Consider the following 15453-nt stretch of genomic DNA (forward strand, 5'->3'; position numbering starts at 1 on the left):
CTGCCGGAGAAACAGCCATGGCGGGCAACAAGGATCATGGCGGGCTTGGCGCCGCCTATTCGGCGCAACGGCCCGAGGACGTCGCCGCGATCTACGACAATTGGTCGGAAACCTACGATGCCGATATGTCGGCCGCCGGCTACCGCCATCCGACGATCTGCCTGGCCCTGCTCGCACGGCATCTGCCGCGCGGCGCGGCCCCGCTTCTCGATGCCGGGGCCGGCACCGGGCTGATCGGCGAGTGGCTGGCCATCACCGGCTATCCCCAGGTCGAAGCGCTCGATATTTCGCAAGGCATGCTGGCCAAGGCGGCGGCAAAGGGCGTCTATTCGGCGCTGCATTGCCTGGCGCTCGGCGGCCCGCTCCCCTTTGCCGACAATGCCTATGCCGGCATCGTCTCGGCCGGCGTTTTCACCTCCGGCCATGTCGGCGCCGAGGGGCTGGACGAACTGATCCGCGTCTGCCGTCCCGGTGGCGTCATCGTGCTGACCATCAAGAACACGCTGTGGAACGCCGGCTTTGCCGATCGCATCGCTGCGCTCGAGGCTGAGGGCAGGGTCGTTCGTGCCGAGGAGACTGCGCCTTATGTTTCGATGCCGGGCGAGGCTGACACCGTGCCCAGCCGCGGCCTTGTGCTGCGCGTGAGCTGAGTCTGGCGCAGCCTATGCCTTGATCCTGCTCATCGAAGGATCGTACATCGGTTCGAGATGGATCTTCGCCGGCGTCAGCTCCATGGCGACCACCAGCTCATAGTCGCCCGAGCCGAGGAAATCGTCGCCGACGCCATCGGCGTTGCGGACATAGCCATAGCCGATGTTCTTAGCCAGCGTGTAGCCATAACCGCCGCTGGTGAGATAGCCGACCGGTTCGCCATTGCGCAAAATCGTCTCGCGCCCGACCAGCACGATATCGGGATCGTCGACCGTGAAGCCGGCAAAGCGTTTCTTCAGGTCGGCGCCGCTGATCTTTTCGAGCGCCCGCCGGCCGACGAAATCGGTGTTCTTCCTCAGCTTCACCGCCCAGCCGAGGCCGGCCTCCTGAGGCGTGTCGTTGGGGGTGATGTCGGAGCCCCAGGCGCGGTAACCTTTCTCCAGCCGAAGTGATTCCAGCGCCCGATAGCCGATCGGCCGGATGCCGTGCGGCTTGCCTGCCGCCATCAGCGTGTCGAAGATTTCGCCGGTGGCGGCGATTGGCACATGCAATTCCCAGCCGAGCTCGCCGACATAGGTGACGCGCAGCGCCCGCACCGTGTGACCGGCAATAGCGATCTCGCTGACATGGCCGAATGGGAAGGCGGCATTTGAGACATCCGCGTCGGTGACGGCCGAAAGCACATCGCGGGCGCGCGGTCCCATCAGCGACAGCGTGCCGAAATCCTCGGTGACATCTTTCAACGTCACGTCGAGGCCCTTGCCGACATGGTCGCCGATCCAGGAGAGATCATGCGTGCGGAAGCCGGTGCCGGTGACGATGTAGAATTTGTCTTCGGCGAGCCTGGCCACCGTCAAATCGGCCTCGATGCCGCCGCGCGTGTTGAGAAGCTGCGTGTAGGTCAGCCGTCCCACCGGCTTGGCGACATCGTTGGCGCAGATCCAGTCCAGCGCCTTAGCCGCATCCGAACCCGTCATTTCGTATTTGGCGAAGGACGACTGGTCGAAGATGCCGACCTTTTCGCGCACATGCCGGTGCTCGTCGCCGACGGTTGAGAACCAGTTCTGCCGGCCCATCGAATAGACGTCTTCGGGCTTGGTGCCCTGCGGTGCGAACCAGTTCGGCCGTTCCCAGCCGAGCTTGGAGCCGAACACCGCGCGGTGCTCTTTCAGCCGGTCATAGAGCGGCGAGACGATGCGCGGCCGGCCCGACAAATACTCCTCATGTGGAAAGCCGATCGTGTAATGCTTGCCATAGGCTTCCAGCGTGCGATCGCTGACCCATTGCCGATCGCGATGCAGGCCGGAAAAGCGCCTGATGTCGACCACCCAAAGGTCGAGCGGCGCTTCACCATCGACAACCCATTGCGCCAGCACCCAGCCGGCGCCGCCGCCGGAAGCGATGCCGAAGGCGTTGAAGCCGGCGCCGACGAACATGTTGGCGCATTCGGGCGCGACACCGAGGATGAAATTGCCGTCCGGCGTAAAACTCTCCGGCCCGTTGATCATCTGCTTGACGCCGACCGTCTCCAGCGCCGGCACGCGCGCGATCGCCTGGCTCATATGCTGCTCGAAATGATCGTAGTCGTCGTCGAACAGCCGGAACTCCCAGTCAACGGGGACATCGCCGCCCGGCAGGCCGGTCGTCCAGGCCTGCGGGTTCGGCTCATAGCCGCCCATCACCAGCCCGCCGACCTCTTCCTTGAAATAGGTGCGGCGGTCGGGATCGCGGATTGTCGGCGCGTCGGTCGCCAGCCCGTCGATCTTCTCGGTGATGATGTACTGGTGCTTGACCGGTTGCAGCGGCACGCAAATGCCGGCCATCGCGCCGACCTGGCGTGACCATTGCCCGGCGCAGTTCACCACCTTGTCGCAAGCAATGTCGCCCTTGTTGGTCTTCACCGCGGTGATGTGCCCGTCCGTCATGTCAAAGCCGGTAACGCGGACGTCCTCGAACAGCTTGGCGCCATGCATGCGCGCGCCCTTGGCCAGCGACTGCGTGATGTCGGAGGGGCTGGCCTGCCCATCGGTCGGCAGCCAGGAGGCGCCGACGAGGTCGCCGGTCTCCAGCAGCGGCCACATCTTCTTCACCTTGTCCGGCGACAGCAATTGCATGTCCATGCCGAAGCTTTTTGCCGTCGTCGCCAGCCTTTTGTATTCGGTCCAGCGGTCGGCATTGGTGGCGAGCCTGAGGCACCCGGTCATCTTCCAGCCGGTAGCAAGACCGGTTTCGGCTTCCAGCCCCTTGTAGAGTTCGACCGAATATTTGAGCACGCGGGTGATCGAGGCGGACGAGCGCAGCTGGCCGACCAGCCCGGCCGCGTGCCAGGTCGAACCCGAGGTCAGCTTCCCCTGTTCCAGCAACACGACATCGGCCTTGTGATCGCGCGCCAGGTGATAGGCCGTCGAACAGCCGATAATGCCGCCGCCGATGACGACGATGCCGGCATGCGTGGGCAAGCTCATGACTGTGTCCCGTATTTCGTGCGGTAATTGTCCAGCGCCGCGTCAAGCCGCGTCAGGTTCTCCGCGGTGTAGGCGACGTAGTCGATGCCGGGCGCGTCGAGGTAAAGTTCGGAAACCATGCTCCACATCGCCTCGCGCAGCAGCGAGGCGCATTGCATGGCCGCGTGCGAGCGGCGGATCGCCTCATCCGGCTCGCGCATGAAATACGCCGTGAGGAAAGTGAAGGACTCCGCGTCGCTCATCTCGGCGTTGGAGGCAACGCCGGCAAGATCGAACATCGCGGTGTTGAAACCGGCATATTCGAAATCGATGAGCCACAACCTGTCGCCATCGTCGAGGATATTTGCCGGCAGAAGATCGTTGTGGCCGAATACGATCGGCAGCAGCTTCTGCGCCCGCTCCAACTCGTCGGCCAGAGCCAGCAGCCTGGGCAGCTCGTCGCGCTTGCGGCTGCCGCCTTCGCTCAGCGTTCGCGCATAGTCGCGGATGACATGGAAGACCCAGAACATGAAGCCGGCGCCGGAGATGTGATTGGGCATCTCGCGATGGAACCCGCGCATAAGGGCTGCGACGCGGCCGATATTGGCGCGCACGTCCTCGGCAACATAGGTTTTCGCGCCGAGGAATTCCGTGACCATGATGCCGGGTTCGGAATGGCGGACCGCCGGCGCGAAGCCTGCGGCGTGCGCCGCGCGGGCCGTCATCACCTCGCGGTCGCGAAAGACGTGGTGAAATGGATAGTCCTGGCCGAAGCGCACGACATGCCGCCCGGCCGCGTCCTTGACCAGATAGTTGGCATTGCTGAGGCCGCCCGGCAGCGGCGCAATGTCGATGCTGCCATTCCAGCAAGGCAAGGCCCGGATGCGGTCTTCAGCAGTCACGGGGCCATCCCTGACTTTTGCGGAGCTTTCTTGGGCGCCATGCGCCGCGCAACGAGCGTTGGGAAACGTAAAAAATCTCGTCGGTGCGGGACGCAGGAACTCCTATCCCGCGCCGCACCGACGAGCCCCTCTGGCCAGGTTTTGATACCCGGTCTCCGCCCCCGCGGATTTGAGAAACTTTTGTGCCAGTTCAAACCCAGACGGTCTGGCCAGACGGTCCGGTCCGTGAATTGCGGCTCTGCCATCACCCTCCCGTGGCAGTTCCGAAGCTGTCACGCCGTCAATGTCACGCCAGTGCTACCTAACTGTCAATGAAATGTTGTGACTTTTTTTGGGTGTTTTGCCCGAAACCACGAGCAATTCCTTTAAAAACGGCGGCATTGCCCTAAAACCGGGCAGGCCGCAAATTGAGGAAGCCAGATGATCCATTCGAAACGGCATTGCGAAATCCTCCGCCTCCTCAAGGAAGAGGGCACCGTCACCATTGCCAGCCTCGCCGACCGGCTGGGGGTTTCGCTTGAAACGGTGCGCCGGGATGTCAAGCCACTGACCGGCAATGGCTCGGTGCTCAAGATGCATGGCGCCATCGGCCTGCCGTCGATGGCCGGCGAAGCGCCCTTCGAGCGGCGCATGCGCGACAATGCCGAGGCCAAGCGGCTGATCGCCCGCATGGTCGCTGCCACCATTCGCGACGGTGAATCGGTCATGCTGGACACCGGCACCACGACCTCGTTCCTGGCCCGCGAACTGCTCGGCCACCGGCGGCTGACGGTCGTCACCAACTCGTCCGATATCGCCCGCACGCTGGCCACCGTCAACGGCAACAAGGTCTATATGGCCGGGGGCGAATTGCGCAGCGATTCCGGGGCCGCCTTCGGCGCCTCGGCGATCGATTTCGTCAGCCGCTTCTCGGTCAGCCATGCGGTGATTTCGATCGGCGCCGTCGATGCCGCCGCAGGCCTTGCCGACTACGATCTGGAAGAGGCGGAGTTCGCCCGCATGGTGCTGTCGCGCGGCCAGCGCTCGCTGGTCATCACCGACCACACCAAGTTCGGTCGCCAGGGTCTGGTCCAGGTCTGCGGCTTCGACGGTTTTTCCGAACTCGCCACCGACCAGCCGCCGCCGCGCGACATTGCCTCGGCACTTGCCGAGGCTGGAGCGCGCCTCAGCATCGCTGCGGCCTAGCCAAACACCAGCGACTGGCGCGCCGCGATCCCGGCCCATGCCGCCACCCGATACCACGAAGGCGATGTTGTGCATCATGCGCGCCGCGTCGCCGGCCGCATAAGATGTCGTTCTGGTGAAAAATTGCTTTTTTCAATCATCCCGCTCTTCGCAATGTCCATGCAACTTGGCAGCCGCAAACAGCGCCTCGTCGAAATGCGGGCCGGGCGAATCGCCCGCATCACCAATGAGGCCACCATGCTGCAAACGATGCCTTGTCTTTCCTGGACGCTTGCGCGCTCCGACCTGGAAGCGGACCCGGCTTGGCTGGACATTCCGCAACTTTCCGCCGGCGACGGTGTATGACGGTGTATAAGGTGTCCAGGATCAAGAACCTCAAAACCTATGACTGGCGCTTCGCATGACTGATCCACTGTCGGCGATCCTGGGCTTCGGCCTGCTTGGTGTCGGCTGTCTCGCCTTCACTGAAAAGATCCTGCCGCTGCCGCCCTCGCATGTGCTGCTGCTGTTCCTCGGCATGACGGCAGCCTCCGATCTCCTGGCGCTGGCGATCCTGCTTCTGGTGACGACGCTGTCCGCCATCACAGGCTGCCTTGTCTGGTATAGTGTGGGCCGTAGGATTGGATTGGATCGTGCCGACAGGCTGGTCGAGCGTTTCGGCAAATATGTCTGCTTGCGCTATGCGACCTACAGCAAGCTTGGTCAGGCCTACCGCCGCCATCATGTCCGGGTCTCCTTGCTGGCGCAGTTCATCCCGACGGTTCGCAACTATCTGCCGATCGCGGCCGGCGCGCTCCGTCTTCCACTCTTGCCCTTCGCGGCGGCGACGCTGCTCGGCGCCACGCTATGGAACACCGGCTTCCTCGTCACCGGCTACCTTATGCGCGGCAGCGGCCGGGATTCCTATGCCATCGGCTTTCGCATCATCGTCATCGTTTTGGCGCTGGAGACGGCGTTTATGCTCGCGCTGCGCTACGGTTCAGCCTGCCGGCGGCGCCTCGGATTCCGCTGACCAGGAGGCGCCTCAAGCCGTATGGGTATAAGGCCCGCCTTCGGCTTTCCTTCCCCGTCGCGCCGGTGTTTAGTCCGGCCATGGCTTTCACCATCCGCCAGTTGCAGTTCTTCATTGCCGTCGCCGAGCAAGGCACGGTGTCGGGCGCCGCACAAAACCTCTCCATCTCGCAATCCTCGGTCACCGAGGCGATCAAGGAGCTGGAGAGCGATCTCGGCGTCGAATTGTTCGAGCGCCATCCACGTGGCCTCAACATTACTCACAAAGGCCACCAGTTCCTGCGCCATGCGACCAAGATCCTGGCCGACGTCTCCGACGCGCGCCGCGCTTTTTCCGACGACCAGGTGGTGGCCGGCGGGCGGCTGCAGCTCGGCGTCACCTCGCTGGTCGCGGGCTATGTGCTGTCCGATCTGCTGGCGCGCTACCGCCGCGCCTATCCCGGCGTCGATGTCTCGGCCATCGAGGACAATGGCGACTATCTCGAACATCTGCTGATCGGCGGCAAGCTCGACATTGCCGTCATGGTCACCTCCAATTTGCGCGACCGCACCGCGCTGCAGTCGGAAATCCTCGAGGTCTCGGCCTACCGGCTGTGGGTCCCGCTCGGCCACAAGCTGGCCAGCGCCGACATTATCGGCATAGGCGACATTGCCGGCGAGCCGCTGATCATGCTGACCGTCGACGAGATCGAGGAGAACACCGGCAAGCTTCTGGCGGCGATCGGCGCCAGGCCGCATGTCGCCTTTCGCACCCGCTCGGTCGAAGCCGTTCGCAGCCTCGTCGCCACAGGTGCGGGCGTGGCGTTGCTGCCCGACCTAGTCTACCGGCCGTGGTCGCTGGAAGGCGACCGCATCGAATCGCGCGACATTTCGGGTTCCCTGCCGGTCGTCCAGGTCGGCATGGTCTGGCGCCGCGGCTCCGGTCTGCCGCAGGCGTCGCGCGACTTCATCGGCCTTGCCCAGTCGCAGCGTATGGTACGCCAGCAGCGTTGATAGGGTTGCGTGGTTATCTATCGGAAAAACCGATATCGCGTTTCTGATAAATGAATTTGCGAAACCGGAATTTTCCGAGCACTTTTCATGTCAGGGACGAAAGCCGCCATCAGAGCGGCAACGTGCCATCGAATGAACTGACGCTTTTCAGCCTGCGGCTGACCGCGGCGGCGACTCGCTTCGCAGTCAGGCGCCAAAATGGGAGATTGACGATGAATTCATTCCTGAAGACGTGCACCGCCTTGACGGTCGCGCTGACCTTTTCCGGTCAGGCCGTCGCCCAGGTCAAGGAACTTGGCAAGGGCGAAGGGGAGGTCAGCATCGTTGCCTGGCCGGGGTACATCGAGCGCGGCGAAACCGACAAGGGCTATGACTGGGTGACCTCCTTCGAGAAGGAGAGCGGCTGCAAGGTCAACGTCAAGACCGCGAACACCTCCGACGAGATGGTCTCGCTGATGAATGAGGGTGGGTTCGATCTAGTCACCGCTTCGGGTGACGCATCGCTGCGCCTCGTTGCCGGCAAGCGCGTGCAGCCGATCAACACCGATCTCATCCCGAGCTGGAAGGCGGTAGACGACCGTCTGAAGGATGCGCCCTGGTTCACCGTCGACAAGGTGCATTACGGCGTTCCCTATCAGTGGGGCCCGAACATCCTGATGTACAACACCGATGTCTTCAAGGAAGCGCCCAAGAGCTGGAACGTCGTCTTCGAGGAAATGAACCTGCCGGACGGCAAGTCCAACAAGGGCCGCGTCCAGGCCTATGACGGCCCGATCCACATCGCCGACGCCGCCAACTATTTGATGTTCCACAAGCCGGAACTCGGCATCAAGGACCCGTACGAACTGAACGAAGACCAGTACAAGGCAGCGCTCGAGCTGCTGCGTGTTCAGCGGACGCTGGTCGGCCGCTACTGGCATGACGCCGCCATCCAGGTCGACGACTTCCAGAACGAAGGCGTCGTCGCTTCCGGTTCGTGGCCTTACCAGGTCAACACGCTGGTTGCCGCCAAGAAGCCGGTCGCCTCGACCGTGCCGGAAGAAGGCGTCACCGGCTGGGCCGACACCACCATGATGGAGGCCGACGCCGCGCATCCCAACTGCGCCTATATGTGGCTTGAGCATTCGCTGTCGCCCAAGGTGCAAGGCGATGTCTCGGCCTGGTTCGGCTCGCTCCCCGTGGTGCCCGCTGCCTGCAAGGGCAACGAGCTGCTCGGCGAGGAAGGCTGCAAGACCAACGGCTACGAGAACTTCGACAAGATCAAGTTCTGGAAGACGCCGGTCTCGAAGTGCGCCACCCAGAACGACCACTGCGTGCCCTACTACCGCTGGGTGTCCGACTATATCGGCGTCATCGGCGGGCGGTGAGCTCCCTTAACCCTCCCCCTTGTGGGGAGGGTCGACGCGCAGCGTCGGGGGGGCAACGCTGACGTCCGGTGCTAGTCACCCCACCCGCGGCTTCGCCGCGACCTCCCCCATCGAGGGGGAGGTGAAGTGCCGTGCCCGCTGGCCTGATTGGTGGCGGCAAGAGCTATTTCGACGAACACAAACCGGCAACAGACGGACAGCCCATGACATCGGCCGTTTCCTTCCAGAAAGTCTCTCGCCATTTCGGCAGCGTGCGCGCCGTCGATGCGGTCGATCTCGATATCGTGCCGGGCGAGTTCTTCGCCATGCTCGGTCCGTCGGGGTCCGGCAAGACGACCTGCCTGCGCCTCATCGCCGGCTTCGAGCAGCCGACCTCGGGCTCGATCTCGATCTTCGGCGACCGAGCCGAGGGCGTGCCGCCCTATCGCCGCAACGTCAACACGGTGTTCCAGGACTACGCGCTGTTCCCGCATTTGAACGTGCTGGACAACGTCGCCTACGGGCTGATGGTCAAGGGCATCGCCAAGCCGCAGCGGCAGAAGGCGGCGGAAGAGGCATTGTCGCTGGTGCGGCTTCCCGGCTATGGCGCCCGCCGTCCCGGCCAGCTCTCCGGCGGCCAACGCCAGCGCGTCGCGCTGGCCCGTGCGCTGGTCAACCAGCCCAAGGTGCTTTTGCTCGACGAGCCGCTCGGCGCGCTCGACCTCAAGCTGCGCGAGAACATGCAGGAAGAGCTGAAGTCGCTGCAGAAGGCGCTCGGCATCACCTTCGTCTTCGTCACCCACGACCAGGGCGAAGCGCTGTCGATGGCCGACCGCGTCGCCGTCTTCAATGACGGCAAGATCATGCAGATCGGCACGCCGGAAGACATCTACCAGCGGCCGAAGACCCGCTTCGTCGCCGATTTCGTCGGCTCCTCCAACGTACTGCCGCCGGACTTCGTCCAGCGCTATTCCGGCCAGCACCGCTGGGGCAGCCTGCGTCCCGAATCCATCCGCATCGGCCGCGCCGCCAAAGGCGAGGGCGTCGCCGCGCGCCTGGTCGGAACCAACTATCTCGGCGCTACGACCAAGCTGACGCTCGACGCCGACGGGTTGAGGCTGCACGCCATCGTACCGGCCGGGACAAAGCTGCCGGCGAAAGGCGAAGCGGTGGTGCTGACGTTCAACCGCGAGCATTTGCATTTGATGGACGAGCCGGCATGATTGAGGTTTGCGCCAAGCACCCCCCTCTGTCCTGCCGGACATCTCCCCCTCAAGCGGGGAGATTGGCTGTTCCTCCCGGTTTCGCCAATCTTCAACGTTGGGGATTTGGCGAGGCAGCGAAACTGCTGATCTCCCCCCTTGAGGGGGAGATGTCCGGCAGGACAGAGGGGGGTGTGAAGGAACGCGGCTTCTCAGGGTTCCTTCAGCACGCGGTCGCCCCATGACCATCGCCGCGCTCAACTCAACCTCCGCCCCCGCCATCCTGCCCGGCAGCGGTGGCATGCGCGGCGCACTGTCGGACCTTTTCTGGCGCAAGCCGCAACTGCTGCTGTTCCTCATGCTGCTGCCGCCGGTTCTATGGCTCGGCGTTGTCTATATCGGCTCGTTGTTCGCACTTCTGGCGCAGAGCTTTTTTTCGATCGACGAGTTCTCCGGCCTCATCAACCACGAATTCACGCTGAAGACCTATGGCGACCTGTTCCAGCCCGCCAATCTCGACATCATCCTGCGCACGGTGACGATGGCGGTGCTGGTCACGCTGGCCTCGGCCGTCATCGCCTTCCCGATCGCCTATTATGCGGCGCGCTATGCCCGCGGCCGCTGGAAGGCGCTGTTCTATCTCGGAATCATGCTGCCGCTATGGTCGAGTTACCTCGTCAAGATCTACGCCTGGAAGCTGATCCTCGCCAAGGAAGGCATTTTGACCTGGCTGCTCGCCAAATTGCATCTGCTCTGGGTGCTCGATGGCTGGCTGTCGCTGCCGGTCGTCGGCGGCAACTCTTTGTCGGTCTCCGCCACCGGCACCTTCATCGCTTTCGTCTATGTCTGGCTGCCGTTCATGATCCTGCCGGTGCAGGCGGCATTGGAGCGCGTGCCCGGCAATCTGGTCGAGGCGTCCTCCGATCTCGGCGCATCGCCGGGCCAGACCTTCCGCAACGTGCTGTTCCCGCTGGCGCTGCCCGGCATCGTCGCCGGCTCGATCTTCACCTTCTCGCTGACGCTGGGCGACTACATCATCCCACAGATCATCGGCACATCGCGGCTGTTCATCGGGCAGGCCGTCTATTCGCAGCAAGGCACAGCCGGCAACATCCCGCTCGCCGCAGCCTTCACCGTCGTGCCCATCGTCATCATGGGTTTCTATCTCTGGGGCGCCAAGCGCATGGGGGCCTTCGATGCGCTCTGACGGTTCGCAATCCGCTCCGCTCGGCCTCAAGATCGCTGCCGCCTGCGGCCTGCTGTTCCTGCATCTGCCGATCTTGTTGATCTTCGTCTACGCCTTCACCACGGAAGAGAAGAGCTTCGTCTGGCCGCCGCCGGGGCTGACCACGCAATGGTTCGCCGTCACCTGGAACCGGCCGGATGTCTGGCAGGCGCTGTCGCTTTCGGTCCGTGTCGCCGCCATCTCGACCGCGATTGCCTTGATACTGGGCACGCTGTGCGCCGCCGCCGTGTCACGGACGAAATTCTTCGGCCGCGAGACGATCTCGCTGCTCGTCATCCTGCCGATCGCGCTGCCCGGCATCATCACCGGCATCGCGTTGCGCTCGGCCTTCTCGCTAGCCGACATCCCGTTCTCGTTCTGGACGATCGTGCTCGGCCACGCCACCTTCTGCGTTGTCGTCGTCTACAACAATGCGGTCGCCCGTTTCCGCCGCACTTCCGGCTCAATGATCGAGGCCTCGATGGATCTCGGCGCCGACGGCTTCCAGACCTTCCGGCACGTCGTGCTGCCCAACATCGCCACCGCTCTGCTTGCCGGGGGGATGCTCGCCTTCGCGCTCTCCTTCGACGAGGTCATCGTCACCACCTTCACCGCCGGCCAGCAGCAGACCGTGCCGATCTGGATGCTGGAAGAGCTGATCCGCCCACGCCAGCGTCCGGTCACCAATGTCGTCGCCATGGTCGTGGTGCTGGTGACGCTGCTGCCCATCCTTGCCGCCTATTACCTGACCCGCGACGGCGACCAGATCGCCGGTTCGGGCAAATGAAGAACAGCGAATAGGGAGTAGCGAACAGCGAATAGGGGAGATTGCACGACCAGCCCTATTCGCTACTCGCTATTCGCTACTCGCTCCTGACCGAGGAGAACCTGCATGGACACCCAGATGCTGATCGGCTCGAAGTTCGAGAACGGCACCGAGACCGAGGAGCCGATTCTGAATCCAAAGACCGGGGCGACCATTCTCAACCTGCCTGAAGCAAGCCAGGCGCAGATCGAGGCGGCTGTTACTGCCGCCGGGCGAGCATTCGTCTTGTGGTCACGCACAACGCCGGCGCAGCGCTCCGGCTATCTCCTCAAGATCGCCGACCGCATCGAGGCCAACGCGCGGGAGTTCGCGGCGCTCGAGGCGCTGAATTGCGGCAAGCCGATCAACGCCGTGCTCAATGACGAGATCCCGGCGATCGTCGACTGCTATCGTTTCTTTGCCGGCGCTGTGCGTTCGATGCCGGGCGTGGTCGCCGGCGAATACATTCCCGGCCACACCTCGATGGTGCGGCGCGATCCGATCGGCATTGTCGCTTCCATCGCGCCGTGGAACTATCCACTGATGATGATGGCCTGGAAGCTGGCGCCGGCCATTGCCGGCGGCAACACCGTCGTCTTCAAGCCGTCGGAGCAGACGCCGCTGACGGCGCTGAAGCTGGCCAGGATCCTGGCCGAGGTTCTGCCCGAGGGCGTCGTCAATGTCGTGCTCGGCCGCGGCGACAGCGTTGGCAACACGCTGATTAATCACGCCAAGGTCAACATGATTTCGATCACCGGCGACGTCGCCACGGGCAAGAAGGTGCTGCAGGCCGCCGCCAAGTCGGTCAAGCGCACGCATCTGGAACTCGGCGGCAAGGCGCCGGTCATCGTTTTCGACGACGCCGACCTCGGCGCCGTGGTCAACGGCCTGCGCGCTTTCGGCTACTACAATGCCGGGCAGGATTGTACAGCCGCCTGCCGCATCTATGCCGGCAAGAAGATCTACGACAAGCTCGTCGCCGATCTCTCATCTGCCGTCTCGACCATCAAATACAACCAGCCCGATGACACCGAAAACGAGATCGGGCCGCTGATCTCGCGCCGCCAGCGCGATCGCGTGTCGAGCTTCGTCGAGCGCGCTTCGGAACTGAAGCACATCGAGATCACCACCGGCGGCAAGCCGGGCGCAGGCTCCGGCTTCTACTACCAGCCGACGGTGGTTGCCGGCGCGCTGCAGGAAGACGAGATCGTGCGCCGCGAAGTGTTCGGCCCGGTCGTTTCCATCACCCGCTTCTCCGAGGTCGATGAAGCTGTGAACTGGGCCAATGACAGCGACTACGGCCTGGCATCCTCGGTGTGGACCAAGAACGTCTCGCGCGCCATGGCGACGGCCGCCCGTCTGCAATATGGCTGCACCTGGATCAACACCCATTTCATGCTGACCAACGAGATGCCGCATGGCGGGCTGAAGCAGTCTGGCTATGGCAAGGACATGTCTCTCTATGCGCTGGAGGATTATACCGCCGTTCGTCATGTGATGGTGGCGCATGGGTAGAGGCCGCCACTATCTCTAAAATATTCGCCAACCCGTTTTCTGTACATTAAGCGAGAGTTACTTTTGCGGTACGGCGGGAGTTCACGATTTACTGAATATTCAACCTGAACGAGCAGCCTCTTGCCGGGAAACCGCGCGGCGAGGGGTTTGCGCATGAACACGACCAAGATCAAGCTGGTACTCATTGGCGGCTTCTGTCTGCTGATCGCTGTGTTCGGCGGCAAGGACATGATCAAGAAGAGCGGCTGGCCCGAGGCGCCTGCTGAAATCCTCGCGGTCAATGTCGAATGCGACATGGAATCGACCGCCCACAAGATTGTCTACAAGACCGTCAGCACCGCCACGATCCCGTGCGAACTGGTGGATGCGTTCAAGACGGTTCATGCTGACAAAGAGTGGAAGGTGACCCAGAAATTCACCGGCACCTTGCGCGTCGGCACCGGCGCCGACGCCGTCGAGGCCACGATGGAGCTGAACAAGAACGGTGCCCGCGAACCGCAGGTCGGCGACAAGCTCACCGTCGTCCAGAACCCCGCCAACCCCACCCAGATCGAACGCACCGGCATGACCGGCACGCGTTTGACGATCGTCATTGGCGCTGGACTGCTCGGCGCGTTGCTTCTCTATCTTGCTTTCAAACCCCGCCGGCGGATGTCGACCTCCGCCGTGGCGGGCAACCCTGCCGGAGATGCCGGCGCGGACCAGCGCGCGCGCCAGGCCGACGCCTTGATAGCGGCGGCCCTGGCCAAGCAGGCCACATTGCCCAATCAGCCGGCACGTGTCGCGGCTGCCGGATCGGCCAGGGAAGGGCGGTTTTCCGGGCAGCGGACGAGTTTCGGCCGCCGCAACTGATGGCCGAAAACTGCTGCACCTGCACGGCTACTCCACGATGCGGTAGATGTTCCAAAGGCTGGTGCCTGAAACGACGTAGGGCTCCATCTCCTTGCCCCATTTGGCGTGCGCGTCGATCTTGCCGATCCTGGCGAAGAATCCCTCCAGCTGGGCAAGGCTTTCGACCTGATGATGCGATTCGACCGTCGCTTCCCGAGCTCCGACCGAACCGGTCATGATCTGGAACTCGAGATCGGCAATGCCGACCTGAGAGCCGATCTCGCGTTCCCATTTCTTCAACAGGTCGAGCACGGTCTGCTTGTGCCCGAACTTGGCGTCGATCTGCCATCTGGCGCTGAACATTTTTGTCTCCTCCAGTTTTGCGGCCCAAACCGCGGTTGATCTTTCCGCGGTGGAACTACTCGTCCCAGGCCTGCACGACGGTCTGTCGTGCGATCCGCCCATTCTTCAGCTCCAGCATCGCCGCGCAGAACACTTTCGTTCCGTCCGGATAGGCGCAGGCCTGGGTGAAGGCGAGATTGTCGCCATCGGCGATGGTGGTGTCGACCTTGTGGGTCATCGCCCGGCTGCAGATGTCGTCCCAGAAGGTGTTGATCGCCGCCCGGCCGCGGATCTCGCGCGGCTTGCTCGGCGGATTGTTGCGGTCGATCACCCGCACCAGTGCGTCGTCGGCATAGAAGCTAGCGAGCATCCTGCCGTCCCGTCCTTCGATCGCTTTCTTGATCGCCGCGCCGTCCACGCTCTGCGTCTTGGTCAGCATCTTCTCCTCCATGGCCCGTTGATCGGGCGGTTGAATGATCACAAGCAATGCCCGGCGCACCGCCCGGCAGTTTCTTTCACTGCGACTTGGCTTTGACGGCTGCGAACACGCCGTCGGTCTGTTGTTTGAAGGTCGCGAAATCGACCTGGCTGCCGTTGAGCATCGTCGACCAGTGGCGCACGATGGCCGCCATCGCGATCGCCTCCTTGATCTCCTCATCGGTCGCGCCATTGAGCTTGGCGGCCTCGGTGTGGAAATAAATGCAGTACTGGCAGGGGATCTGCGAGGCGACGGCCAGCCCCAGCAGTTCCTTGGTCTTGCCGTCGAGCGCGGTCTTGGGGTTGAGCTGCACACCCTTGATCTCGGCCCAGGCGCCGGCAACCGCGACATCGGGCAGCGTCTTGAACATGTCCGGCACTGAGCCGAGCGTCGCCTCGATGTCCTTGTAGGCGGCGGCCGCCGAGGCATCCTCGGCTCTGGCGGGAGCGATCGTGAACAGCGCGCCAACGCCTGCCGCTATCACCAGCGATTTGATCGACCTGTTTGACTTCAGCATTGCATC

At 63.3% G+C, this 15453-nt stretch carries 16 protein-coding genes; 11 read left to right on the top strand and 5 right to left on the bottom strand.

All coding sequences use genetic code 11. The features are described 5' to 3' along the window. Window positions 1-17 precede the first annotated feature (17 nt). Window positions 18-650 carry a class I SAM-dependent DNA methyltransferase gene (locus tag NKI37_RS12205; RefSeq protein WP_023715585.1) on the top strand — a complete coding sequence of 211 codons (633 nt, stop codon included), beginning with the start codon at window positions 18-20 and terminating at the stop codon, window positions 648-650. Between the two features lie 12 nt (window positions 651-662). Here the strand turns inward: NKI37_RS12205 and NKI37_RS12210 are convergent, their stop codons facing one another. Beyond that, a complete protein-coding gene (locus NKI37_RS12210) occupies window positions 663-3116 on the bottom strand; it encodes a GcvT family protein (RefSeq protein ID WP_023715586.1) in 2454 nt (817 codons plus the stop codon). Next, a complete protein-coding gene (locus tag NKI37_RS12215; protein WP_023703531.1) occupies window positions 3113-3997 on the bottom strand; it encodes a phosphotransferase family protein in 885 nt (294 codons plus the stop codon). Before NKI37_RS12215 ends, NKI37_RS12210 begins: the two co-directional genes overlap by 4 nt. Before the next feature lie 420 nt (window positions 3998-4417). Here NKI37_RS12215 and NKI37_RS12220 point away from each other — a divergent pair, with 420 nt between their 5' ends. The 10 genes from NKI37_RS12220 (at window position 4418) to NKI37_RS12265 (ending at window position 14131) form a co-directional block, all read left to right on the top strand. Next, window positions 4418-5182 carry a DeoR/GlpR family DNA-binding transcription regulator gene (locus tag NKI37_RS12220; protein WP_352788969.1) on the top strand — a complete coding sequence of 255 codons (765 nt, stop codon included), beginning with the start codon at window positions 4418-4420 and terminating at the stop codon, window positions 5180-5182. Between the two features lie 123 nt (window positions 5183-5305). Beyond that, entirely contained in the window at window positions 5306-5527 is a 222-nt protein-coding gene (locus NKI37_RS12225; RefSeq protein WP_023715587.1) for a hypothetical protein, read from the top strand. Between the two features lie 55 nt (window positions 5528-5582). Then, window positions 5583-6194 (top strand): DedA family protein, encoded by a 612-nt coding sequence (locus tag NKI37_RS12230; RefSeq protein ID WP_023702654.1) that lies wholly within the window; start codon window positions 5583-5585, stop codon window positions 6192-6194. An 80-nt stretch (window positions 6195-6274) separates the two neighbouring features. Continuing rightward, window positions 6275-7186, top strand: coding sequence for a LysR family transcriptional regulator (locus NKI37_RS12235; protein WP_023673412.1), 912 nt, complete (start codon window positions 6275-6277; stop codon window positions 7184-7186). 212 nt (window positions 7187-7398) lie between these two features. Beyond that, a complete protein-coding gene (locus tag NKI37_RS12240; protein ID WP_023688802.1) occupies window positions 7399-8553 on the top strand; it encodes an ABC transporter substrate-binding protein in 1155 nt (384 codons plus the stop codon). A gap of 203 nt (window positions 8554-8756) precedes the next feature. Beyond that, window positions 8757-9755 carry an ABC transporter ATP-binding protein gene (locus NKI37_RS12245; protein ID WP_352788966.1) on the top strand — a complete coding sequence of 333 codons (999 nt, stop codon included), beginning with the start codon at window positions 8757-8759 and terminating at the stop codon, window positions 9753-9755. Window positions 9756-9975: 220 nt separating this feature from the next. Next, window positions 9976-10941 carry an ABC transporter permease gene (locus tag NKI37_RS12250; protein WP_023685099.1) on the top strand — a complete coding sequence of 322 codons (966 nt, stop codon included), beginning with the start codon at window positions 9976-9978 and terminating at the stop codon, window positions 10939-10941. Further along, window positions 10931-11746 (top strand): ABC transporter permease, encoded by an 816-nt coding sequence (locus NKI37_RS12255; RefSeq protein WP_023673416.1) that lies wholly within the window; start codon window positions 10931-10933, stop codon window positions 11744-11746. The genes NKI37_RS12250 and NKI37_RS12255 overlap by 11 nt, the downstream gene beginning before the upstream one ends. A 105-nt stretch (window positions 11747-11851) precedes the next feature. Further along, window positions 11852-13279: a gamma-aminobutyraldehyde dehydrogenase gene (locus tag NKI37_RS12260; RefSeq protein WP_023831166.1), complete on the top strand. Its 1428-nt coding sequence runs from the start codon at window positions 11852-11854 to the stop codon at window positions 13277-13279. 153 nt (window positions 13280-13432) lie between these two features. After that, window positions 13433-14131 (top strand): DUF3592 domain-containing protein, encoded by a 699-nt coding sequence (locus NKI37_RS12265; RefSeq protein ID WP_023673418.1) that lies wholly within the window; start codon window positions 13433-13435, stop codon window positions 14129-14131. 27 nt (window positions 14132-14158) lie between these two features. Here the strand turns inward: NKI37_RS12265 and NKI37_RS12270 are convergent, their stop codons facing one another. The 3 genes from NKI37_RS12270 to NKI37_RS12280 all read right to left on the bottom strand — a co-directional run bounded on the left by NKI37_RS12270 (window position 14159) and on the right by NKI37_RS12280 (window position 15447). Beyond that, window positions 14159-14473, bottom strand: a complete 315-nt coding sequence (locus NKI37_RS12270; RefSeq protein WP_023738143.1) for a hypothetical protein — start codon at window positions 14471-14473, stop codon at window positions 14159-14161. Window positions 14474-14528: 55 nt separating this feature from the next. Continuing rightward, complete coding sequence (locus NKI37_RS12275) at window positions 14529-14891, bottom strand: nuclear transport factor 2 family protein (RefSeq protein ID WP_352788963.1); 363 nt, start codon at window positions 14889-14891, stop codon at window positions 14529-14531. A 76-nt stretch (window positions 14892-14967) separates the two neighbouring features. Further along, the gene (locus NKI37_RS12280) at window positions 14968-15447 is read right to left on the bottom strand and encodes a carboxymuconolactone decarboxylase family protein (protein ID WP_023688798.1); all 480 of its coding nucleotides are present in this window, start codon (window positions 15445-15447) and stop codon (window positions 14968-14970) included. Window positions 15448-15453 lie beyond the last annotated feature (6 nt).

It is taken from the genome of Mesorhizobium sp. M0626, from assembly GCF_040320665.1.
In the GTDB taxonomy this organism is placed as follows: Bacteria; Pseudomonadota; Alphaproteobacteria; order Rhizobiales; family Rhizobiaceae; genus Mesorhizobium.